The sequence below is a fragment of the Loigolactobacillus bifermentans DSM 20003 genome, from assembly GCF_001434575.1.
Lineage (GTDB): Bacteria > Bacillota > Bacilli > Lactobacillales > Lactobacillaceae > Loigolactobacillus > Loigolactobacillus bifermentans.
Window position 1 is genome coordinate 83839 of record NZ_AZDA01000090.1, and the last position, 21461, is coordinate 105299.

At 51.0% G+C, this 21461-nt stretch carries 19 protein-coding genes and 2 other annotated features; of the genes, 6 read left to right on the forward strand and 13 right to left on the reverse strand.

From position 1 onward, the window contains the following. Nucleotides 1-40: 40 nt before the first annotated feature. The 4 genes from FC07_RS09785 to pdxS form a co-directional block, all read right to left on the reverse strand. Nucleotides 41-478 (reverse strand): precorrin-2 dehydrogenase/sirohydrochlorin ferrochelatase family protein, encoded by a 438-nt coding sequence (locus FC07_RS09785; RefSeq protein WP_057904923.1) that lies wholly within the window; start codon nucleotides 476-478, stop codon nucleotides 41-43. A gap of 4 nt (nucleotides 479-482) precedes the next feature. Next, nucleotides 483-1877, reverse strand: a complete 1395-nt coding sequence (gene cobA, locus FC07_RS09790) for a uroporphyrinogen-III C-methyltransferase (RefSeq protein WP_057904924.1) — start codon at nucleotides 1875-1877, stop codon at nucleotides 483-485. A 202-nt stretch (nucleotides 1878-2079) separates the two neighbouring features. Then, the gene (pdxT, locus tag FC07_RS09795; protein ID WP_057904925.1) at nucleotides 2080-2637 is read right to left on the reverse strand and encodes a pyridoxal 5'-phosphate synthase glutaminase subunit PdxT; all 558 of its coding nucleotides are present in this window, start codon (nucleotides 2635-2637) and stop codon (nucleotides 2080-2082) included. 1 nt (nucleotide 2638) lies between these two features. After that, a complete protein-coding gene (gene pdxS, locus FC07_RS09800; protein WP_057904926.1) occupies nucleotides 2639-3526 on the reverse strand; it encodes a pyridoxal 5'-phosphate synthase lyase subunit PdxS in 888 nt (295 codons plus the stop codon). A 150-nt stretch (nucleotides 3527-3676) separates the two neighbouring features. On the opposite strand from pdxS, the gene FC07_RS09805 reads away from it, so the two are divergent. Then, nucleotides 3677-5104: an aminotransferase-like domain-containing protein gene (locus FC07_RS09805; protein WP_057904927.1), complete on the forward strand. Its 1428-nt coding sequence runs from the start codon at nucleotides 3677-3679 to the stop codon at nucleotides 5102-5104. Between the two features lie 56 nt (nucleotides 5105-5160). On the opposite strand, the gene trpA is transcribed toward FC07_RS09805, so the two are convergent. From trpA to FC07_RS09840, 7 genes are all read right to left on the reverse strand, one after another. Then, a complete protein-coding gene (gene trpA, locus FC07_RS09810) occupies nucleotides 5161-5937 on the reverse strand; it encodes a tryptophan synthase subunit alpha (RefSeq protein ID WP_057904928.1) in 777 nt (258 codons plus the stop codon). Next, nucleotides 5930-7126, reverse strand: coding sequence for a tryptophan synthase subunit beta (trpB, locus tag FC07_RS09815; RefSeq protein ID WP_057904929.1), 1197 nt, complete (start codon nucleotides 7124-7126; stop codon nucleotides 5930-5932). The genes trpA and trpB overlap by 8 nt, the downstream gene beginning before the upstream one ends. 13 nt (nucleotides 7127-7139) lie before the next feature. After that, nucleotides 7140-7730, reverse strand: coding sequence for a phosphoribosylanthranilate isomerase (locus FC07_RS09820; protein ID WP_057904930.1), 591 nt, complete (start codon nucleotides 7728-7730; stop codon nucleotides 7140-7142). Then, nucleotides 7717-8517, reverse strand: a complete 801-nt coding sequence (gene trpC, locus FC07_RS09825) for an indole-3-glycerol phosphate synthase TrpC (protein WP_057904931.1) — start codon at nucleotides 8515-8517, stop codon at nucleotides 7717-7719. The genes FC07_RS09820 and trpC overlap by 14 nt, the downstream gene beginning before the upstream one ends. Next, nucleotides 8514-9533 carry an anthranilate phosphoribosyltransferase gene (gene trpD / locus FC07_RS09830; RefSeq protein WP_057904932.1) on the reverse strand — a complete coding sequence of 340 codons (1020 nt, stop codon included), beginning with the start codon at nucleotides 9531-9533 and terminating at the stop codon, nucleotides 8514-8516. The genes trpC and trpD overlap by 4 nt, the downstream gene beginning before the upstream one ends. A gap of 64 nt (nucleotides 9534-9597) precedes the next feature. Then, nucleotides 9598-9863: a binding site (T-box leader), on the reverse strand. Between the two features lie 813 nt (nucleotides 9864-10676). After that, nucleotides 10677-11267 (reverse strand): anthranilate synthase component II, encoded by a 591-nt coding sequence (locus FC07_RS09835; protein WP_057904933.1) that lies wholly within the window; start codon nucleotides 11265-11267, stop codon nucleotides 10677-10679. Further along, complete coding sequence (locus FC07_RS09840; RefSeq protein WP_057904934.1) at nucleotides 11251-12732, reverse strand: anthranilate synthase component I family protein; 1482 nt, start codon at nucleotides 12730-12732, stop codon at nucleotides 11251-11253. The genes FC07_RS09835 and FC07_RS09840 overlap by 17 nt, the downstream gene beginning before the upstream one ends. Before the next feature lie 57 nt (nucleotides 12733-12789). Then, nucleotides 12790-13034 (reverse strand) — a binding site (T-box leader). A 222-nt stretch (nucleotides 13035-13256) separates the two neighbouring features. Here FC07_RS09840 and FC07_RS09845 point away from each other — a divergent pair. The 4 genes from FC07_RS09845 to FC07_RS09860 all read left to right on the forward strand — a co-directional run bounded on the left by FC07_RS09845 (nucleotide 13257) and on the right by FC07_RS09860 (nucleotide 18649). Beyond that, on the forward strand, nucleotides 13257-15191 hold the full coding sequence (locus tag FC07_RS09845) for a fructose-bisphosphatase class III (protein WP_057904935.1): 1935 nt from the start codon (nucleotides 13257-13259) through the stop codon (nucleotides 15189-15191). A gap of 119 nt (nucleotides 15192-15310) precedes the next feature. Next, nucleotides 15311-16858, forward strand: coding sequence for a helix-turn-helix domain-containing protein (locus FC07_RS09850; RefSeq protein ID WP_057904936.1), 1548 nt, complete (start codon nucleotides 15311-15313; stop codon nucleotides 16856-16858). 400 nt (nucleotides 16859-17258) lie between these two features. After that, on the forward strand, nucleotides 17259-18068 hold the full coding sequence (locus FC07_RS09855) for a Cof-type HAD-IIB family hydrolase (protein ID WP_057904937.1): 810 nt from the start codon (nucleotides 17259-17261) through the stop codon (nucleotides 18066-18068). A 32-nt stretch (nucleotides 18069-18100) separates the two neighbouring features. Continuing rightward, complete coding sequence (locus tag FC07_RS09860) at nucleotides 18101-18649, forward strand: GNAT family N-acetyltransferase (RefSeq protein WP_057904938.1); 549 nt, start codon at nucleotides 18101-18103, stop codon at nucleotides 18647-18649. Here the strand turns inward: FC07_RS09860 and FC07_RS09865 are convergent. Then, complete coding sequence (locus FC07_RS09865) at nucleotides 18646-18951, reverse strand: hypothetical protein (RefSeq protein ID WP_057904939.1); 306 nt, start codon at nucleotides 18949-18951, stop codon at nucleotides 18646-18648. The genes FC07_RS09860 and FC07_RS09865 overlap by 4 nt on opposite strands. Before the next feature lie 57 nt (nucleotides 18952-19008). Then, nucleotides 19009-19824: a PaaX family transcriptional regulator C-terminal domain-containing protein gene (locus tag FC07_RS09870; protein ID WP_057904940.1), complete on the reverse strand. Its 816-nt coding sequence runs from the start codon at nucleotides 19822-19824 to the stop codon at nucleotides 19009-19011. A 183-nt stretch (nucleotides 19825-20007) separates the two neighbouring features. Here FC07_RS09870 and FC07_RS09875 point away from each other — a divergent pair, with 183 nt between their 5' ends. Then, nucleotides 20008-21108, forward strand: a complete 1101-nt coding sequence (locus FC07_RS09875) for a DMT family transporter (protein ID WP_057904941.1) — start codon at nucleotides 20008-20010, stop codon at nucleotides 21106-21108. Nucleotides 21109-21461: the final 353 nt, after the last annotated feature.

Below are 21461 nucleotides of genomic sequence, written 5' to 3' on the forward strand. Positions count from 1 at the left end.
TCCTCTCTTACTTCATCTTCTAGGCTAGCACTTTTTGACCTTAATCAACATGCGCTTTTAACCAAGTTTTAAGCTGTTGCTTTAATTTTTTAGCCCGGCTTGGCGCATGGCCGTTGGTGGAGATCGCCACGGTGACCTGCCCTTGCTGGACTTGCGCCATATTGTAAAAATCTGAAGCCCGGTGGTCGCTGGTATTGTTCACCCATTGGCCGGGGCTGGCGTCTTGGCGGATCTGGGCGTTGAGTTGCGGCTGATCCGTACAGGCGATGATCAACACCATGTGCTGCACCAATTCTCGCCTGTAAGCTTGGGCCAACCACTGCACTTGTGCTTGGGGGATCGCCGGATCCAGCGTTGGACTGATCACCGTGACTTGGGCCTGGGCCGCTAATAAAGCGCTGATTTTCCGCGCTGCCACGTGGCCCCCACCCACCACCGCCACCGGTTGGCCGGCTAAATTTAACATCACTGGGTACATGCCCTCACCTCGTTTGCTGCCACCAAGCGGTGATCTGTGCGGTGGCTGTTTGGGACGCCACGGTGTAACAACGTTGACACCCAAATTGCCAGGCCAATTGACGGATCTGGTCGCCAAACACAAAGCAGGGCAGGTGGCGTAATTGTTGCTGCTGGGTGCGATTTAGCCCTTGCCACAGGTCTAAAAAGGCCCGTTGACTGGTGAAAACTGCGCCATGAAAATCACGGATCGGCAAGGCCGTTTGATCCAATGCCTGTCGCCGGTAAGTGGCAACTGCTTGTTGGTTAGCGGTGAAATTCAGTCGGGGCAAATCTTCTTGGGCGCCAATCACCACTGCATGAGCTGGAAAACCTTGGCCAGCGACTAACAACCCTTGTTCCCGTAACTTTCGGGCGGTCATCTGATAGGCCGTCCACAGCGGGTGACCGGCTAAACTGCGCAAGTCTTGACCTTGGGCTAACAAATATTGCTGCAAATACTGCCAGGCGGTGACATCCGTGATCACCAGTGGCTGCCCTGGCATTAACGTCGGCCATTGAAACGCCACTGGCTGGGACTGACTGCGCCAAAATGGCTGCACCGCAGCCCCTTGATCGGTTAATTGTTGGTACAAATGCTGGCGCTGACTGTGCGGCACCAGTAAATGGCAGCCTTGTAGCGGCCGCTGAGGGGCTAAAGCGGCTTGAAGCCGCACCACATCCCCTACCACGATCAAGCTCGGCGCGCCCAGCCCCGCTTGTTTGACCTTGGTGACAATGGTGGTTAAATCCCCTGTTACCACCCGCTGGCGCCAATGGGTGGCCCATTGGATCACGGCCACTGGCGTTGTCGCTGGTTGCCCGTATTGTTGCAACCGGGCCACAATTTGCGGTAATTGGGTCATGCCCATGAGAAACACCAACGTGCCGTGACTTGGGGCAATGTGCGCCCAATCAATGGGGTTGCCATGGCGCCGGCGTTGCCCAGTGATCACCTGAAAACTCGCAGCGTAGTCCCGGTGGGTCATGGGAATGCCTACTGCGGCTAAACCGGCCAACGCACTGGTAATGCCCGGCACCACTTCAAACTCAATGCCCGCTGCAGCTAACGCCTGACTTTCTTCCCCACCACGGCCAAAGACGTAAGGGTCGCCGGCTTTTAGCCGCACCACTTTTTTGCCAGCTTGGGCCAATTCGATCAGTAACGCAGTGATCTGCTTTTGCTGAATCCGATGATGACGCGGCAATTTGCCCACATTAAGCCGTTGGGCTGCCGGCCGGCTAAATTGTAGCAGCGCCGGGTTAAGTAGCCGATCATACAACACCACGTCCGCTTCCGCCAACCGCCGCTGGCCTAGCAACGTTAATAATTCTGGCGCGCCTGGCCCAGTGCCTACCAAGGATACCTGTCCCACGCCCATCTCACCACGTCCTTTTCACAAGCTTATTCATTTTTATTAAACCACACTTTGTCCTGTTTGACGCGCCCTTTTTGCCACTGCCAGCCAAAGCCAGTGTCCAAGCCGGTTGGCGCCTGATAGAAAAAAACTATCGGCGGGCGGGTTGACAAAGATTCACCTTGCAATTGCTGTCAAGCCGGTGCAAAAAAAGCCAACCCGCAGGTCAGCTTTTCGTGACGAAATGTTTGAGAAAATAGGCGTGTAGCTGAGTGTCAGCCGTTAGTTCTGGGTGAAAAGCGGTGACCAGCACGTTGGCTTGTTGGGCGGCCACAATACGGTGGTCGATTTGAGCCAAAACAGTAGCGTCGGGGCCAACCGTTTTTAAGTACGGTGCGCGGATAAACACCGCTGGAAAAGGTTGCGCCAAGCCTTGCAGTGTTAGCTCAGTTTCAAAACTTTCCCGTTGGCGGCCAAAGCCGTTGCGAACCACGTCGCCGGTTAAGCCGTTTAACGCGTCGGGCTGGCTCAGCAACACCAAGCCAGCGCAGGTACCAAAGGTCGGCAGGCCTTGGTGGATCAACTGCCGCAGCGGGGCCAGCAAATTTTCGCGGGTTAATAGTTTGCGCATGGTGGTGCTTTCGCCGCCTGGCAAAACAAGGCCATCTAGGTCCGTTAAGTCTGCGGCGGTGCGCACAAAGGTGGTAGTGACGCCTAAGGCTTGTAAGGCCCGGGCGTGCTCGGTAAAGGCGCCTTGTAAGGCTAAAATCCCAATTTGTGTCATCTTAAATGCCTCGGTTCGCCATTTTTTCGGCTTCGGTTAAGGTTGACAGTTCAATGCCTTTCATGGCGTTGCCTAACCCGGATGAGACTTTGGCGATCAAGGCGTAATCTGTGGGATGCGCAGTGGCCGTTACAATGGCTTTGGCAAATTTTTCAGGATTGTCTGATTTAAAAATCCCTGAACCCACAAAAATACCTTCGGCGCCTAAATTCATCATTAAAGCGGCATCGGCTGGGGTGGACACGCCACCAGCGGCGAAGTTGACCACCGGCAATTTGCCAGCGGCATGCACTTCTTGAACCAGCTCGTACGGCGCCTTTAAGTCCCGGGCAATGGTCATTAATTGCTCCGGATCCGCCGCAACCACTTGTTTGATCTGGGTTTGAACCTTTTCCATATGCCGTACGGCTTCCACAATATTGCCGGTGCCAGGTTCGCCTTTAGTCCGCAGCATGGCGGCCCCTTCGCCAATCCGGCGTAAGGCTTCACCTAGGTCGCGGCAGCCGCACACAAAGGGGACTTTGTAGTCGGCTTTTTGAATGTGGTAATTATCGTCGGCTGGCGTGAGCACTTCACTTTCATCAATGTAATCTACGCCGAGGGCTTCTAAAATCCGCGCTTCGGCAAAATGACCGATGCGGACCTTGGCCATCACGGGAATGGTCACGGTGTCCATAATGCTTTGGATCATGGCTGGATCCGTCATCCGGGCTACGCCGCCAGCAGTGCGAATGTCAGATGGCACCCGTTCCAACGCCATCACGGCTACGGCCCCTGCGGCTTCGGCGATTTTCGCCTGTTCCACGTTGGCCACGTCCATGATCACCCCTTGTTTTTGCATTTGCGCCATGCCGCGCTTAACTTTTAAAGTTGCTGTTTCTGTTGTCATGATCAAATCGCCTCAATTACTTTATTTGGTAGGTCGTTTAACTTGCGCGCACAAATTAAAGGTTAGGGCTAGCTTAGCCTATGCTAAAATAGGTGCCAACGACCAATTGGTTGTTTTTATCCCAACCAATTTTCAGAAAGGATTGAGCACATGCAGTGGCAATTACCGGCCGGCCAACAGCCGCCTTACTTAAAAATCATTGATCTGATCCATCACAGTTTGCAAACCGGCACCTTACTGCCTGGTCAAAAATTACCCGCCGAACGGCACTTGGCCCAGCAACTAGGCGTGGACCGTTCCACCGTACAACACGCGTTTAATGAGCTGGTCAGTCGCGGCATTTTAGTGCGCCATGTGGGCAGTGGTACGTGGGTCAACGCCGACAAATGGGGCGTGCTGCCGCAAGGGGTGCGTTGGCAAACTTACCTCACCACCAATCGGCTTAGCGACCCCGATAATTTTATGGTGCAGTTGCAACAGCAGCCCCGCAACGCCAGAACCATTGACCTGACGGATGGCAGTTTGCCCAGCGACTTGGCCTTGACGTTAGATAACCCGAATTTTTCCCTGAATGAGGCTTGGCAAGGCGAACAGCAAGTGGCAACCAGTGGTGCGCCAGCATTGAAACAGCAGCTGCAACAGCGGTTGGCCGGTTATTTAGGGCAAACGCCGCGGCGCGAAGAATGGCTGATCACGGCTGGGGCGCAACAAGCCTTTTTCCTGATCACCCAAGGCCTGCTGTCGTTTGGGGATGCCATTGCCGTGGAAGCCCCGTCTTATTTTTACCAACAGCCCTTATTTCAGGCAGCGGGGATCCGCATTTTTGGCGTACCGTTGCTGGCCAATGGCGGCTTGGATCTGGCGCGTTTGGAACAGTTGTATTACCAGCAGCACATTCGCCTATTACTGGTCGACCCTACCCACCAAAATCCCACTGGCCGCACCATGCCGCTGGCTCAGCGCAAGGCCTTGGTAGCCGCTTGCCGCCAATTAGAACTGCCCATTGTGGAAGACGATCCCTTTGGTCTCAGTAACGCTGGTCAGTCCACCACGCCGCCACCGTTAAAAGCGCTGGATCCCGCTAACGTGCTGTACGTCGGCTCCCTGTCCATGGTCACCGGCTCCCAAACGCGGATCGGCTGGTTGGTGGCGCCAACCCAAGTGGTGACGCATTTAGCCAATATGCGCCAACAAATGGAAGCCGGGCTGAGCATTTTTCCCCAATTGGTAGCCACGTCTTTATTGACGCAGCCTACCTTGCCAACGGCGTTGCAACAGCTGGACCAGCGCCTGCAACAACGCCAACAGCTACTGGTGCAACAGTTACGCCCGCTGCAACAACAAGGTCTGCTCCATTATCAAATACCCCGGCATGGTACATTGATTTGGTTGCACTTGCAGTTACCACGGTTGCTGGCGCCACAAGACTACGCTGCCTTTTTAAAAGCCGATTTACAGGTGCTGCCCGGCTTTTTGTTTGGCAGCCAAGCCAACACTTTACGGCTAAGCTACGCCCGGTTAGCCACCGCCCAGCCCATTGGGCAACGCTTGCGACAGGTGCTGACGGACCTGGTGTAATTGCTTGCAGCCACCAAAAAAACCGCCTACGTCAGTTGACGTTGCGGCTTTTTGATTTATTTGGCTGGCAAAGCAGCCTTCATCTCATGGGCATACTGCTTTAAATAAGGGGCGGCTTGGTCACCGTGTTCGGCGATGAGTTTCACAATGGCGCTGCCGACGATGACGCCGTCTGCCACTTGGCCCAGCGCGGCGGCTTGGTCTGGGGTGTGGACCCCGAAGCCAATGGCGGTTGGGATGTCGGTGACGGCTTTGATTTGGCTCACTAAGCTCCCCAGATCGGTTTGAATCTCATCCCGGGTGCCGGTAATGCCTAAGGAAGACACCACGTAAATGAAGCCAGTGGCCGCTTTGGCGATTTTAGCAATGCGGTCCCCTGAGGTGGGCGTGATCAGCGGCACGAGGTCCACCCCGTGTTGGTCGGCATAAGGGGCTAAGCCAGCGCGTTCTTCATAGGGCATGTCGGGAATCACCAAACCGGAAACGCCAAGTTCAGCACATTTGGCGCAAAAAGCGTCGTAACCGTATTTGAAGATCAAGTTTAAGTAGGTTAAGAACACCAACGGAACTTGGGTGCGTTGGCGAACTGCAGCGACCAGGTCAAAGACTTTGTCGGTGTTGGCCCCGGCGGCAAAAGCCCGTAAATCAGCTTCTTGGATCACGGGACCGTCGGCCACTGGGTCGGAAAATGGCAAGCCAATTTCCACAATGTCGGCGCCACCTTCGGCTAAGGCCACAATGTGGTCAACGGTGGCGTCAAAATTGGGATCGCCGGCTACCACAAAGGCGATAAATGCTTTTTCATCTGTAAAAACTTGTTTTAAATTACTCATTGATGTCCACCCCACGATATTTGGCAATTGATGCCACGTCTTTGTCCCCGCGCCCAGAAATGGTGCAAATAATAATCTGGTCTTTGCGCATAGTTGGCGCTAATTTTTCCACGTAAGCCACGGCATGACAGCTTTCAACAGCGGCGATAATACCTTCCGTCTTGGCAATGTATTCAAAAGCGTCCACAGATTCGGCGTCGGTAATGCCCACGTATTCGGCGCGACCACTTTTGGCTAAAGCGGCGTGTTCGGGGCCAATCCCCGGGTAATCCAAACCGGCTGAAATGGAGTACACTTTGTCAATTTGACCGTGTTTGTCTTGTAAGAAAATCGATTTCATACCGTGGAAAATGCCGTCAGAACCCCGTTCAATGGTGGCGGCGGTGCGGTCGGTGTCGACACCGTCACCAGCGGCCTCCACCCCGTACAATTTCACGCTAGGGTCGTCAATAAAGTCGGCGAAACTGCCAATGGCGTTACTGCCACCGCCGACACAAGCCACGACAGCGTCTGGTAATTTACCCGTTTCCTGCAGTAACTGTTGTTTAGCTTCTTTACTGATCACACTTTGGAAGTCGTGGACCATTTGTGGGAAAGGATAAGGGCCAACTGCGGAACCCATGACGTAGAAGGTGTCGTCTACCCGGCGAGTCCATTCTTGCATGGTGGCGGTGACGGCATCTTTCAACACTTGGGTGCCGGTGGTCACAGCATGCACTTTGGCGCCGAGCAGTTCCATGCGGTACACGTTTAGGCGTTGGCGGTCGGTGTCTTCTTTGCCCATAAAGACTTCGCAGTCCATGTTAAATAAAGCGGCAATGGTGGCGGTGGCCACCCCGTGTTGGCCGGCGCCCGTTTCGGCAATCAGGCGGGTTTTGCCCATGCGCTTGGCCAGCAAGGCTTGGCCGATCACGTTATTAATTTTGTGGGCACCGGTGTGATTTAAGTCTTCCCGTTTGAAATAAATTTGCGCCCCACCGAGGTCAGCGGTCATTTGTTCGGCAAAATAAAGCAAGGATGGCCGGTTAGCGTAATTGTTCAATAAATCGTGAAATTCCTTTAAAAATTCGGGATCCGCTTTGTAGTGGTTGTAAGCCGCGGTGATCCGTTCAATTTCACTCATTAGGGTTTCTGGAATAAATTGGCCACCATAAGTGCCGTAGCGGCCGGTTTGGTTATCTTCTGTCATGTGTCAGTTCCTCTCATTCATTAAAGTCATGGACCAGCTGGGTGAGCTGGCGCATTTTCTGTGGGTCTTTTAAGCCGCCGGTTTCAATGCCACTGGACACATCGATCACGGTGGGATGTACCGTTTGGATGGCGGCGGTCACGTTGGCCACGGTAATGCCCCCTGCTAGAAAAACAGGTTGGGGCACGTTTTGCGGCACTTGTGTCCAATCAAACGTTTCCCCAGTCCCTTTGCCGGCGTCAAACATCACGGCGTCAGCTTGGGTGGGCTGATAGGTGGTTTGGGTCAGGTTAAACACTTGGATCACCTTGGCGCCGGCTTGTTGCAACTGGTCGACCATCGTTTCCGTTTCATGGCCGTGTAATTGCACGTAGCTGATGGCGCCGCTGTTTACAGCCGCCAGCATTTCGGTTAGCGGCGCGTCTACAAACACGCCGACGGTTATAATAGTAGGGTTTAGTTTTTTGCGAAAATTTTGGGCCTGGGCCAGGCTAATTTGCCGGTGGCTGTTGGCAAACACGAAGCCGGCAAATTCAGGGGCTGCCGCATTGGCCGCAACCACATCTACGGGCCGAAACAGCCCACACAATTTAATTTGCGTCATGAGCAGGCACCTCGCTGAACAATTCGGCTAGCTTGGCCGCTTTATCCGGGGCCCGCATCAGCGTTTCGCCAATTAACACCCCGTTGATCTTAGCGGCGGCCAGTTGGGCAATGTCGGCTGGGGTTTGAATGCCACTTTCGGCGATCATCAGCGTTTCCGCTGGAATCTGTTGGCGCAACGTTAAACTGTTATGAAAATCAACCGTAAAATCTTTCAAGTTGCGGTTGTTCACCCCAATGATCCGGGCGCCAGCGGCTTGCGCCGCCGCTACTTCGGCGGCATCATGGGCTTCCACAATGGCGGATAAGCCTAAGCTGTGGGCCAAATTCAGGTAGTCGCGTAATTGGTGCGGGGTTAAAATCGCCACGATCAGTAAGATCACGCTGGCGCCGGCGGCTTTGGCTTGATAGATCATGTAAGGATCAATGGTGAAATCCTTGCGCAACACCGGTACGTTCACGTTGGCCGCAATGGTGCTTAAATACGCTAACTGGCCTTGGAAATAATCGGGTTCGGTTAATACGGAGATCCCGCTGACCCCGGCTACGGCGTAGTCTTTGGCAATTTGCAAGTAAGGAAAGTCCGGCGCAATCAGGCCTTTGGACGGGGATGCTTTTTTCACTTCCGCGATGACGTGCAGACCGGGTTGACGTAAATTGGCCTCAAAGGGAAAATCCTGGGTCACTGGTAATGCCGCCACTTGCTGCTTTAACGTGGCCAGTGGCAGCGCCGCTTTTTCAGCCACCAAACGTTTTGCCGTGGCGGCCACAAGTTGGTCAAGAATCAAGCGGCAGCCCCCTTTTGCGTTAAAGCGATAAAGTCAGCTAGCTCCGCTTTGGCCTTACCCGTATCAATGGTATCCGCGGCTAATTGGATGGCCTGAGCAATGGTCAAGTCGGGATGTGCCACGTGTAACGCGCAACCAGCATTCATTAACACCACGTCCCGTTGTGGGCCTTTGGCACCATTTAAAATGGCGGCGGTGATCTTGGCATTATCGGCTGGGGTGCCGCCGACTAAATCAGCCGGCTGGCAACGTTCCAGGCCGAATTGCTCCGGCGTGATCTGATAAGTGGTGAGCTGGCCGTTTTGCAATTCACACACGTCGGTGGTGCCAGTTAAGGACACCTCATCTAAGCCATCCGCGCCGTGCACCACCATGGCCTTGTTCACGCCTAACTGTTGCAACACCTTGGCCAGTGGTTCCAACAAAGCTTTGTCGTAAACGCCTAACAGCTGCATGTTGGCGCCGGCTGGGTTGGCTAACGGGCCTAAAATATTAAACAACGTCCGAATGCCTAAGGTTTTGCGCACCGGTGCCACAAAGCGCATGGCTTGGTGATATTCCTGGGCGTATAAGAAGCAAATGCCGATTTGGTGCAACACGTCAGCGCTGGTTTCTGGCGTTACATCAATTTTCACCCCTAACGCTTCTAACACATCTGCCGCGCCGCTTTTGCTAGTCGCCGCACGGTTACCGTGCTTCGCCACTGGCGTGCCTGCCGCTGCCACCACCAGTGAGGAGGTGGTGGAAATGTTAAACGAATTAGAATGATCACCACCGGTACCCACAATTTCTAAGACATCTTCGGCAGGTTGGAAAGTTAACGCGTGGTCGCGCATGGCTTGGGCCGCCCCGGCAATTTCGTCGATGGTTTCATTTTTCACACTCAGCGCCGTGAGTAAGCCGGCGATTTGAATATCGTTGGCATTGCCGCTCATAATTTCATCAATAACGGTTTTGGCTTCGTCAAAGGTTAAATCTTCTTTCATGGCTACTTTTTGAATGGCATTTTCGATCATAATGGATTCCCCCGTTTGGTTGTTTTTTAAGCAACAAAAAATCCGTCCATAACAAATGATGATTGTTAAGGACGGATTATTCCGCGGTGCCACCTTAATTGAGTACAATGCGACCTATTTTGCCTAACGAAAAAGGCCTTGTACTCCAACTCAACAGAGGACTAACATCCCCCTGACAACTGACGTATGTCTGTACGTTTCCCCGTACTCATTGCTTTTCGGGGGAACCCTCGATGGTCCATTTAATCGTTTGCGTTCGACTGCCATTCTCAGCACCGGCAATTCTCTGGGCGTGCACCACGATCTTGATCTCCATCTCATTGGTTTGTTGGACGAATATTTTGTTGTCACTAACAATAATATTTTCTCATTGTTTTGTCAACAGTTTTTCATAATTTATTTTTTGAGTGCTTGGTACTGGTGTATGAGCACCCATTCCGCTCCGGGTGGCGGGGGCCGTGGAACGCAAGGTTAGCACGTCGAATCCATTCCGCGCCACACGGCTTAGGTCGTGGAACGCTGTGGCTCGCTCCGGAACTAACTTTTGGAAAATCACCAAAAGTGGATTTCCTCCGTCTCGCGTGACTACTAAGCGATAAATCGCTAAGTATCACCGTCACGGCTGACGACCACGCCGTGTTCTGCTCCATTCTGACTGGTATTTGCTTATCATAAAGCGACCGAAAGTTGAATCACAAGTTGCTGAATTAGCCAACAAAAAATTGTGACTACTGGCGGTATAAAACAAAATAAAATTTGCTTTACAGACAATTGCCCATATCATACTTAATAATTTTTCACCCAGTTACGTCAAAACAACGTCCTGCAAATGCACTACTTTCGCAACATAATTACACCGCACATCAACGCAATTCACGCTCAACCACTTGTAAATTACGCTCAAAACGCCATCAATAAACGACCAGCACCTCCAAAACATAATCAATGCGCTGCGCCTTAATAACAAATCGAAGCACCAGCCTAATGCAGCGGAGGGTGGCGGGGCCGTCAGTGGTGAAATTGTCGTTGGCGATTTATCGCTTACGACAAGGCCGAGCTTTGAAACCGGTGATTTCCCGGGTTCAAAGTCGTGCCCACCGCGTTCCACGGCCCCCGCTGCCCGCAGCGGAATGAATCTTTACGCTACCCCACCTTCGCTGCCGTTAACGCCAAAAAATTCTCAATGATTTGGCGGCCGGCTGCTGGGTCGGTCATGATGGATTCGGGGTGGAATTGGACGCCGTAGACTTGGTGAGCGTCGTCGGCGACGGCCATGATCTCGTCGTCGGCGGTTGTGGCGGTAATGGTCAAGTTTTGTCCCACCGGGTCAGCCGCTACTAACGAGTGGTAGCGGGCAACGGTGAATCGGTCCGGACAGTTGGCCAGGAGCACGTTAGCCTGGGTTTGCTGAATCGGCGAGGTTTTGCCGTGCATCAGCACTGGCGCGGCCACAATGTTGCCGCCGTAAACGTGGCAAATGGCTTGGTGCCCAAGGCACACGCCGAAAATCGGCTGTTCACCGGCTAATTCGGCGACCACGGCTTCGGTAATGCCGGCGTCTTCAGGCCGACCTGGTCCTGGGGACAACACGATACCAGCCGGGTGCAAGGCCCGAACTTGGGCCACCGTTAGGTCGTCATTTTTCACCACGCGAATGGGTTGGTCGGTGAGTTGGCCGATCAGTTGGTATAAGTTATACGTAAAACTATCGTAATTATCAATCAGCAACAACATTAGCGTTCAGCTCCTTATCCGTTGTGAGCAATGCGTTAACCACACTGCGGGCTTTATTGTTAAATTCTTGGTATTCCTGTTCAGGCAGGCTATCGGCCACAATGCCGGCGCCAGAGTGCACCACCAGCGTATCGCCTTGGCGGTAAGCCAGGCGAATGCCGATGCACATGTCCAGATCCGCGTTGTAGTCTAAATAACCGAGGCAACCGCCGTACAAGCCGCGTTTGTTATTTTCCAGTTCGTCGATCAGTTGCATGGCGCGGACTTTCGGCGCACCAGACAGCGTGCCCGCTGGCATTAAGGCGTTGACAATGTCAATGGCCGATACGTCAGCGGCCACCTGGCTTTCGATGGTGGAGCCTAAATGCATCACGTTGGAAAATTTCAGCAATTGGCGCAATTGCGTGACTTGCACACTGCCAAATTGGCTGACGCGCCCGAGATCGTTGCGGCCCAGATCCACCAGCATGTTGTGTTCGGATTGCTCTTTGGGGCTGGTTTGCAGTTCGTTGGCAAATTTGGCTTCTTCGGCAGCATCTTTGCCACGGCGCCGGGTTCCGGCTAAGGGATAGGTGAACAGCTGAGTGCCTTGGCGGTTGACCAGCGTTTCAGGTGAGGCGCCAATGGCTTCAAAGTCGCCATGCTGGAAATAAAATTGATACGGCGACGGACTGCTTTTAAACAGCTGGGGTGCCGCGGCTAACAAGGATCCGGTCAGCGTGGCGTGCTGCGGATTGGAGAAAATCAGCTGAAAAATATCGCCGGCCACAATGTGCTGTTTGGCGGCCTCGACTTGTTTGGCAAAGGTGGGCAAATCAAATTGCAATTGTAACGGCGTGGTGATGGCAAAGGGATAACGTGGCGCAGGTTGGTCCAAAAGCCGGCGTAATTGGGCTTCCTGTTGGGCCAAAGCCGCCACTACGGCGTCGTAGCGTTGTTCAAAGTCCGCGCTAGGCACAATTTGGCTTAATGTGACAACTTGGGTGGCATGGTTGTAGGCCAACACTTGGTCCACCAACAAGAGGTCCACGTCGTTTAAGCCCAGCGGGTCGGCGCTATGGGGCTTTAGGGTGCGGTTGGGATATTGGGCGTAATCGTAGGCAAAGTAGCCCACTAACCCGCCGGTAAAAGGTGGCAGGCCAGGCAACTTAGGCGTGCGCAAAGCCGCTAAACGTTGCTCCAACGCGGGTTGAATGGCGGTTTCAGTTTGGGTGGTGCCGGCCGCCGTTTCGCTGGTCAGCACCCCGTTGCGGTAGGTTAAGGCTTCTTTGGGGTGCAGGCCTACAAAGGTGTAACCGTCTTCGGTGGTTTTCGGTTTCCCCGTGAGCAAGTAGCAAGGTTCCCCGGCTTGGCGCAACACTTCGATCACGTGTAGTGGCTGAAAGTCGGTTAAGGTAAATTGGCGGATCACAGGCACCGCTGGATAGTGGGCGGCCAGTTCGGCGAGTTGGATTTTGGTTGGCATAACGCATAACCCCTTTATTTTTGAGTACAAAAAAACCGCCCGTAACAAATGATGCTTGTTAAGGACGGAATTTTCCGCGGTGCCACCTTAATTGAGTACGCCAAAAAAGCCCGTACTCCAACTTAACAGAGGACGAACATCCCCCTGACAACTGACGTATGTCTGTACGTTTCCCCGTACTCATCGCTTTTCGAGGGAACCCTCGCTGGTCCATTTAATCGTTTGCGTTCGACTGCCATTCTCAGCACCGGCAGCTCTCTGGGCGTGCACCACGATCTTGATCTCCAGCTCATTGGTTTGTTGGACGATTAATTTGTTATGGCTTAGCTTAAATAGTTCGGCTCAGATTGTCAACTATTTTTTCATTCTTTTTAATTGGTCTAGGTTAATTTTCAATCGTGTAACGGCCTTAGTGGTTTTTAATTTGGAATTGGTATTTGTTTAAGAAAGCGCTATAATCAAGTTATCTTGACGCCAAATAAACGTCAAAATAGTATCTAAAAACCTGAGGAGGTTTCATCTCTATGTGTGAAAATGAGGCCACGCTGCTTCGGAAAAAATTTCCAACGAAAACGGCTCTGGCAACCGAGATCATTAATTTACAAGCTATTTTAAGCTTACCTAAAAGTACGGAAGCCTTCTTAAGCGATGTGCATGGTGAATACGATGCTTTTCAGCACGTGCTTCGCAACGGTTCAGGGAATGTTAAGCTCAAGATCCAGGACTTATTTGCCGGTCGCATGACCGAACAATCCATCAGTCATTTTGCCTTCTTGATCTACTATCCATCTGAACGCCTGAAGGTCATTCGGCAACGTTATCAACATCACAACGATTTATGCCAATGGTACTTGGATACGTTCCAACGTTTGATCGAATTACTGCATTTTGTGTCCACCAAGTACACCCGTTCCAAGCTGCGTAAGGCGTTGTCACCGAAGTTTGCTTACATCACTGAGGAACTGCTTTACGCCGATAACAATAATTCGGATAAGCTCCAGTATTATCAACAGATCACCGAAAACATTATTAGTCTTGGTCAAGCCGATGCGTTTATTATTTCCACCTGCCACAGTATTCAACGGCTGGTGGTGGACCATTTACATATGGTCGGGGACATTTATGATCGGGGTCCACACCCTGAAAAAATTGTGGAACGCTTAATGCGCTACCACTCGTTGGACATTCAGTGGGGCAACCACGACATTTTATGGCTGGGGGCCGTTTCTGGTTCCCAGTTGTGCTTGGCGAATTTACTGCGGATCTGCGCCCGTTACAATAATTTAAGCATTATTGAAGACGCTTACGGCATTAATTTGCGCCATTTGGCTTTGTTTGCGGCGGCACACTATCAAGATAATCCGGCGTTTCGGCCCCATATGATGCGCTCGGAAAAGCCGTTAACGGCGCCGGAACAGTTGCAGATCACCCAGATCCAGCAGGCCATTAGTATCATTCAGTTTAAGCTGGAAGGGCAAGCGATTGCCCGCCGCCCTGAATTTAACATGGCCCACCGCGCCTTGCTGGACAAAATTGATTACAAGAAAAACACCATTGACTTAGCGGGCAAAACCTATAAGCTCACCAATCCTTGTTTCCAAACCATTGACCCGGCCAAGCCTTATGAACTGTTACCAGAAGAACGCCTGCTCATCGACCAACTCAGTGAAGCCTTTCAAAACAGCGACAAGTTGCACCAACACATGGCGTTTCTCATGGAAAAAGGCCACATGTATTTGGCGTACAACGGTAATTTGTTGTTCCACGGCTGTATGCCAGTGGACGCCAAAGGCAACTTTGAAGGCTTACAAATCGACGGCAAAACCTACGTCGGCAAGGAATTGCTCAGCGCGTTTGAAGACAATTTGCGCCAAAGTTTTGCGGAACCGAAAGCCAAAACCGACTTGGCCACTGATCTGTTGTGGTACTTGTGGACTGGCCCGCGGTCCCCGCTATTTGGGAAGCACGAAATGACGACTTTTGAACGTTATTTTGTCACGGACAAAGATACCCATTTTGAAAAGCCCAACGCCTATTATCACTTGCGCCAACAGCGCTGGTTTGTTGAAAAATTACTCACTGAATTTGGCTTGGACCCCGATAACGGGCACGTGATCAATGGCCATACCCCGGTTAAGAAAGGCCAAAGCCCGATCATGGCCGAAACCAAAATGTTGGTGATTGACGGCGGCTTCTCCAAGCCTTACCATGCCACCACTGGTATCGGCGGGTATACCCTGCTGTTTAATTCCTACGGCATGCAACTGGTGACACACCAACCATTTACATCACGCGACGACGCCATTGCCAATATGACCGACATTATTTCCACCAAACGGGTGATCGATCAAGTGGTGCAGCGCAAACGCGTGGCGCAAACGGATATTGGCGCGCAATTGCAGCATCAAGTCACTTTACTCAAAAATTTATTGGCTGAAGCTACTGAATCAAACGGTTAAGCACTGATTTAAGTCATAAAATTCAGTTTTTAATCAAAATAAGCATATACAGTCTCTGTTATTAGGAATAAAATAAAGTGACACCTTTTCTTGTCTAAGTGTAGAAATGGGGACTTGCTTTGAACTATGAAGAAATTTTATTGACCAAAACAGATGATACGTTCTACCGTTTTTATAAATTATTAGACAGCACAGAACCCGATACTTATACCGTTAATGAGCTGGCACGACGGGCAGGGCTGTCTTATCAAAAGACTTACAATATGGTACAGGCCATCAACCGGCAAGTGCAACAATTTTCAACTGAGCAGCAACGGATCTTAACACCCCATGGTGGTATCGATACCCGCCAGTTGAAAGTGTCGCTGGACTGGTATCGGTTTCAACTGATTAGTCGCAATTTACCGTATAAAATTTTGTATTATTTATTAACTAACCCAGCACCAACATTAGAAAATTTTAGTCAAACATTAAACATCAGCCAGTCGACGATTTTTCGTAAACTGAAACCGCTCACGCAATTTTTAAAGCGGTTTAACGTGCGCCTCCACTATAAAACCTTGTCGTTAACCGGCGACGAGCGCTACATTCGGCTGGTATTGTACTATATTTTCCATTTAGCTGCCCGGCACCAGTCCATTCAGATCTTCCCCGAAGCCTTGCAACAGCGGGTACAGGCTGTGCAAGCGTTGGCCAACGAAAAGATCCGTTTGTTTACGGAAGTTCGGGAACGGCTGGACATGGACATGGTCACCGCCGTGTTTTTACTGCGGCAAGATCAAGGCCATTTTGTCCCCGATGATCCGCGCTACAACGTGCTGCTTGATGACAATCCAAATTACCAAATGGATGTGTTAAAGGCACTGCAACCTGCCACGCTAAGCGCTGATGACCTGATCGGCGAATTGCACTTTGGCTTTTTTGTGCTGAATTACCCGCCACTTTTTCGTGATGCCGATAGCGCCTTTTTGCAACAACATTTGGCCTATTTCCAGCGTCAAAATAATTTGATCTGGCGGTTTTGTACCGATCTGTTAGCAGCTGTGCAGCACGCCTGTTTTAACGACCGGGTCAATTTGGCCCAGGATCGGGTGCTGTTTGGTAATTTGCTAAATGCCGCCCTGGGGTATTATGTGTTGCAAGGCCCTTTTATGCTGTTACAGGAAGAAAATTCGGATGGCGTGTTTAAAGCTTATGGTAAAAATCAATTATACCGCGCCATCGATTGCTATTTTGCGCAATTACCACCGGCTTTTCGCGCGTTTCGCAAGGTTGCGCCAGCGTTGACCAAGGCCATTTACCTGTTGCTGATCCGGCAGTATATTGGCAACAACCCGCAGTTTCAGTTGCGCATTGGCTTGGATATTCACGCCAGCAATTATATTTACCAAGATTTCGCCGAGTTTTTAGATGGCATGCCCTATTTTAAGGTGCACCCTTATACCTCGGAACAAGCCGCGCATGACGACGTGGTGATCACCACCTCCGCGTCCTTGTACCGCCAAAATTTGGCCACTCAGCGCTATTTCTTTTTTACGCTAGACGATCCAGCCAGCTTTGTGGCCCTTTACGCCAAGCTGTATCAGTATTACGGCAAGCACATTATGACCTTGCGCCGGATGCAGACCCTGCCGTTTACTGATGAAGAACTGGCTGAACTTTATTAAGCATGCTAAAAACGCCGATTACTTGCACAAGGCTGGTGATCGGCGTTTTTGCAGCGCCAGCAGATTTTCACAACAACTGACTTTGCTTCCCGCGGCTTTCCTGTTAAGCTGGAATTAATTTGATTTGAAGCTTATCCTAATCGTTGCTGGCCTTAAACACCATCAACTACGATTTCAACTATTCTATCTCTAAGGAGTGCCATGTTTCTGGTGTGACGGTCTTCGTCCACCAGAATGGACAACCAGCGAAAACAAAACCTTTGCGGAGCAAAGATACCCTAGTGCACTTAGCTGGTGCCATGTTTCTTGCGGTGCGGTTTTCCGCCACAAGAATGGACAACGACGGCAATCCGCGATTTGCGTTGGCAAATCAACTACTTTATCTCTAAGGAGTTTTTCGATGCAACCTAAACTCATTGCGCTGGACCTTGATGGCACCTTGTTAAATGGCAAGGAAAAAATTAGTCAGCGCACCAAGCGGGTGTTGGCGGCGGCCCAGCGTGCTGGGCACCATGTGGTGATTGCCACTGGGCGGCCGGACAACATTAGTGAACGTTATTACGATCAGTTGCACTTAACCACGCCGATGATCAATTTTAACGGCGCCTTGATCCATCGGCCGCACCAGCATTGGGCTGGGGAGCGGCAGTTGACCATTCACCGGCAAACGGCGTTGGCTTTGTTGCAGCTGCGGCAGGCGTTTCCGATTCGTGCGGTGGTGGCGGAAGGCAAACAGTTGTTACTGCCGGACCGGCCGGTAGCGCATTTGCCTTTTTTCCCGAGCATGCGACATCCCCGGGCTTTACTGGCGCAAGAAACCTTGCGGCGGGATCCGATTTCCATGACTTTTTTCATTCAGGCCAAAACCTTGCCAGCGTTGCAACAGGCGATTCAAACACAGTTTCCTGAAGTAGCCGTTCAAACTTGGGGGGCTTGGAGTGGCGACAATACGGCGTTGGAAGTGATCCAGCAAGCCACCAACAAGGCCAGTGCGTTGGACCATATTTTGCCGCAATTCGGCTTAACCCAGCGGGACGTGATCGCATTTGGCGATGATGACAACGACGCTGAAATGCTGACGGCAGCTGGGTTAGGCATTGCCATGGCTAACGCCAAGCCGCAGATCCAAGCGCTGGCAGGCCACACCACCCGGCACGCCAATCAAGCCGATGGCGTCGCGCGTTTTCTCGCGCGCTATTTGGCGTTATAATGAAGCTACTTTCAAAAAAAGAGGCGCGATCCATGTCAACCTTAGACCAATATTCACTGCTCAACACGCCGCACTATCAGTTGCGGTTTTTAAATACCGTTCCGGCGCAAGGGGTCCACGCTTTGCGTCACAGTGCCACGGTGGCTGCGGCTTCAGGGCGCACCCGTGATGACACGCTGGAACAAACCATTGCCTACATCATTAAAATGATGACTGGCGTCAGCCAAGGCGACTTTTTAACTTGGGGCATTATGACGCAAGCCGACGACACCTTTGTGGGCCTGGTTCAGCTGTGGAATTTTGAAGCCCATGAAAAAAGCGTTGAAGTCGGGTATGAAATTCTACCGGACTGGCAACGCCATGGGGTGATGACTGAAGTGCTTACCAGCCTCAGTCAATTTGTGTTTCATGACTTAAATGAAACGCGTTTAAATGCCGTCACCGCCATTAACAACGTGCCATCACGGGCGTTGTTAACGCGGCTAGGCTTTGACCTGGACCTGGATTTTCGGGCGATCACCTATAGTTATCCCGAGCCCACCGAGCTGGTGCGCTATTTTATCACCGCGCCGCTGGCTTAGGCCACGCTTTCTAAAAACACTTGGTAATCCAGTTGTTGGCGCTCATTTTCGGCCACAAAGGTCAAAGTCATTTGCGCCTGGGCTAAGTCGGTGTTCGGCTTGATCTGGTAGAAGCACTGCCATTCGCCTGGGTGCGCCTGTTCAAATTGTTGCGCCCAACTTTGGTAATCTTCTTCCATTAAAACCAGTTGCTGCTTAAAATCGGCGGCATATGGTGTTAACACCAACATGCCGACAAAAAACAGCACCTGACCGAATTGCAATCTTTTAAAATAAGCCGTTGAAGTAATCTCAAGTTGCATGCGTGACCTGCTTTCTAGCACCTTTGGCCTTTTTGGTCACAGGTGCTTTTTCAGTTGTTAAAGCATTCGCTGGCGCTCACTAAACATCGGCGCCATGAATTTATGATTGAGGCTATCCGTTGGGAATCCGGCGGCGATTTGATCGTACGCTTGAATAAACGCTTGTAAGGTTTGTTCCCCGATCCATTGACGGGGTAGCAAGCGCTTGGGTAACACCGGGTCCTGCAAAAACATTTGATTCAAGTGGTTGCCCACATCTAAATACAACTGTAACAAAGCATTGTCGTCTTGTGCAATCAGTAAATTGGCCAACACCGGTTGTTTTTGGCGCAACCAGTCTAATTCGCGGCGGTACATTCGGGCTAAATCGGACAAATGCCACAATTCATAGGCCTCCGCTGGGGTGATCGGCGTTTTTTCAAAACGCGCGCTGGTGACTTTCACACTGGCCGCCACCCCGGCTGCCTGCGCCACCGCCAAGATCTCATCGCCATACGGCCACGGCGACACGTAAATATTAGACTGATACGCCGCAAAACCGTAGTCGGACAGCGCCGTTTTCAACGCCACTTTGGCCTTGCGTTGAGTTTCTGGGATCCGCAAAAGCACCACCCACCAATCCCCAGCAAACACTGCGTGGTAGTGCAAGTATTTTTGGTTAATGTCGGCTAAATGTTGCCGGCCGGCAGCGGTGATCGCATACCACCCCCGCCGAATGTTGGTGATCTGCCCGTCATTTTTTAACGCTGATAAATTGTTGCGAATGGTCATTTCGCTGTAATGCCGCTGGGTGTAGATCTGCACCAACGTCCGCGCAGACACCTGGCCCCCAACGTCTACTAAATGTAAAATTTGTTTTTCAATCGACTGCATAGTGTGCCTTCCTCAAACCTTTTCATGAAACCTTGTATTGACATTTTTAAAAAGTGAAATATAATTTAAATTAAACCATTTCGCATAAATAAAATTATATTTCAGTTCTGCGTTTTTGACAATGTTTTTATTATAAAATATTGACAAAGATACCGTACAAACAAAAAAGGGGTTTGGAAAATTTTGAAACGTACTTACTTATATGTTCTGATCTCAACCTTCCTATTCAGTTCGATGGAAATTTCATTGAAGCTGGCAGGTAGTAGTTTTAATGGGATCCAGTTAAACTTTTTACGCTTTTTAGTCGGCGGGGTGTTCCTACTGCCGTTTGCAATCAAGGCATTGCGTCAAACCCACAATCAGATTCGGCTGAGCGACATTGGGATTTTTGCCTTAACCGGCTTTTGCGGCATTGTGGTGAGCATGACGCTGTTCCAGCTGGCCGTTGAAGTGGATCAGGCTTCCACCGTGGCCGTTTTATTCAGCTGTAACCCAGTGTTTGCACTGATCTTCTCCTATTTAATTTTACGAGAAAAGCTCAGCCGAACCAATTTGTTAGCCGTGATCATTTCCATTGTGGGCCTGCTGATTATTGTGAACCCGGCGCATTTAAACAATCCGCTGGGCTTGACCTTGTCCATTACCTCCGCCATTACCTTCGGGCTGTATTCGATTATTTCCCGGTGGGGCTCAGGCAAACGCAATTTTAACGGTTTGACCATGACCAGCTTGTCTTTCTTAGCCGGTGCCGCTGAATTGGCGATCTTAATGGGCATCTCGCACATTGGCAGTATTTCAACCGCCTTGACCAACGCCCATTTAGCCACCTTTGCCAGCATTCCATTTTTGCAAGGCGTTTCCTTACACAGCATTGTATTGTTAGCGTACATTTGCTTAGGCGTAACGGCTGGCGGGTTCGGCTTTTACTTCCTGGCCATGGAAACGTCCGACGTGTCCACGGCCTCGCTGGTGTTCTTCATTAAGCCAGCGCTGGCGCCAATCATGGCGTTGTTCATCTTGCATGATCAAATCGTGATCAACACGGTGGCTGGGATCGTGGTCATTATCATCGGGTCTGTGATCACCTTTATGGGCAATCGGTTGGCCGATCAAAGCAACAAAATGGCTTACACCGATGTTTACGACAAACTAAACCGGGAACCTGGCACCCCTGGCGAATTGCATCAGAAATTAGAAAATGATCGGGAACAGTTGCACGAAGAAGCAGCGGTGGCCAAAGCGAAGTTACATCATCAAACCACTTCCCCTGAAAGTCATCACTAAAAATTTTTGAGAAGTATGAACAAAAAAACAATATTGTTCATACTTTTTTTGTGCGCTTTTTTGTTAAACCGCGGTGTTAAGGGCTTTCATGAATTTACCAAAAAATTTTTAAGCTGTTTTCGCCGCCCTTCTAAATTTTTTTTAGTTTTGCTTTATTTTTTTCAGGAACGTGCTATACTCGGAGATGAAATAAGTTAAGTCCTGAACATGACCTGGGTCTGGCACCTACTTATTATCCACTCAAGCGACGCTTGCTTTTGGCCGAGCAGGTTTCTCCTGATCAATTATGGAGGTATTATAATGGATTACGAAGCAATTAAAACACAAGCACAAAAATATGAAGCTGATTTAAC

Coding starts and splice junctions, on each gene's coding strand:
- FC07_RS09785 (WP_057904923.1), bottom strand. CDS start 478: ATGTACCCAGTGATGTTAAATTTAGCCGGCCAACCGGTGGCGGTGGTG.
- cobA (WP_057904924.1), bottom strand. CDS start 1,877: ATGGGCGTGGGACAGGTATCCTTGGTAGGCACTGGGCCAGGCGCGCCA.
- FC07_RS09870 (WP_057904940.1), bottom strand. CDS start 19,824: ATGCAGTCGATTGAAAAACAAATTTTACATTTAGTAGACGTTGGGGGC.
- pdxS (WP_057904926.1), bottom strand. CDS start 3,526: ATGACAACAGAAACAGCAACTTTAAAAGTTAAGCGCGGCATGGCGCAA.
- FC07_RS09860 (WP_057904938.1), top strand. CDS start 18,101: ATGTCAACCTTAGACCAATATTCACTGCTCAACACGCCGCACTATCAG.
- trpD (WP_057904932.1), bottom strand. CDS start 9,533: ATGATCGAAAATGCCATTCAAAAAGTAGCCATGAAAGAAGATTTAACC.
- FC07_RS09865 (WP_057904939.1), bottom strand. CDS start 18,951: ATGCAACTTGAGATTACTTCAACGGCTTATTTTAAAAGATTGCAATTC.
- pdxT (WP_057904925.1), bottom strand. CDS start 2,637: ATGACACAAATTGGGATTTTAGCCTTACAAGGCGCCTTTACCGAGCAC.
- FC07_RS09840 (WP_057904934.1), bottom strand. CDS start 12,732: ATGCCAACCAAAATCCAACTCGCCGAACTGGCCGCCCACTATCCAGCG.
- FC07_RS09855 (WP_057904937.1), top strand. CDS start 17,259: ATGCAACCTAAACTCATTGCGCTGGACCTTGATGGCACCTTGTTAAAT.
- trpA (WP_057904928.1), bottom strand. CDS start 5,937: ATGAGTAATTTAAAACAAGTTTTTACAGATGAAAAAGCATTTATCGCC.
- FC07_RS09845 (WP_057904935.1), top strand. CDS start 13,257: ATGTGTGAAAATGAGGCCACGCTGCTTCGGAAAAAATTTCCAACGAAA.
- FC07_RS09820 (WP_057904930.1), bottom strand. CDS start 7,730: ATGACGCAAATTAAATTGTGTGGGCTGTTTCGGCCCGTAGATGTGGTT.
- FC07_RS09835 (WP_057904933.1), bottom strand. CDS start 11,267: ATGTTGTTGCTGATTGATAATTACGATAGTTTTACGTATAACTTATAC.
- FC07_RS09805 (WP_057904927.1), top strand. CDS start 3,677: ATGCAGTGGCAATTACCGGCCGGCCAACAGCCGCCTTACTTAAAAATC.
- trpB (WP_057904929.1), bottom strand. CDS start 7,126: ATGACAGAAGATAACCAAACCGGCCGCTACGGCACTTATGGTGGCCAA.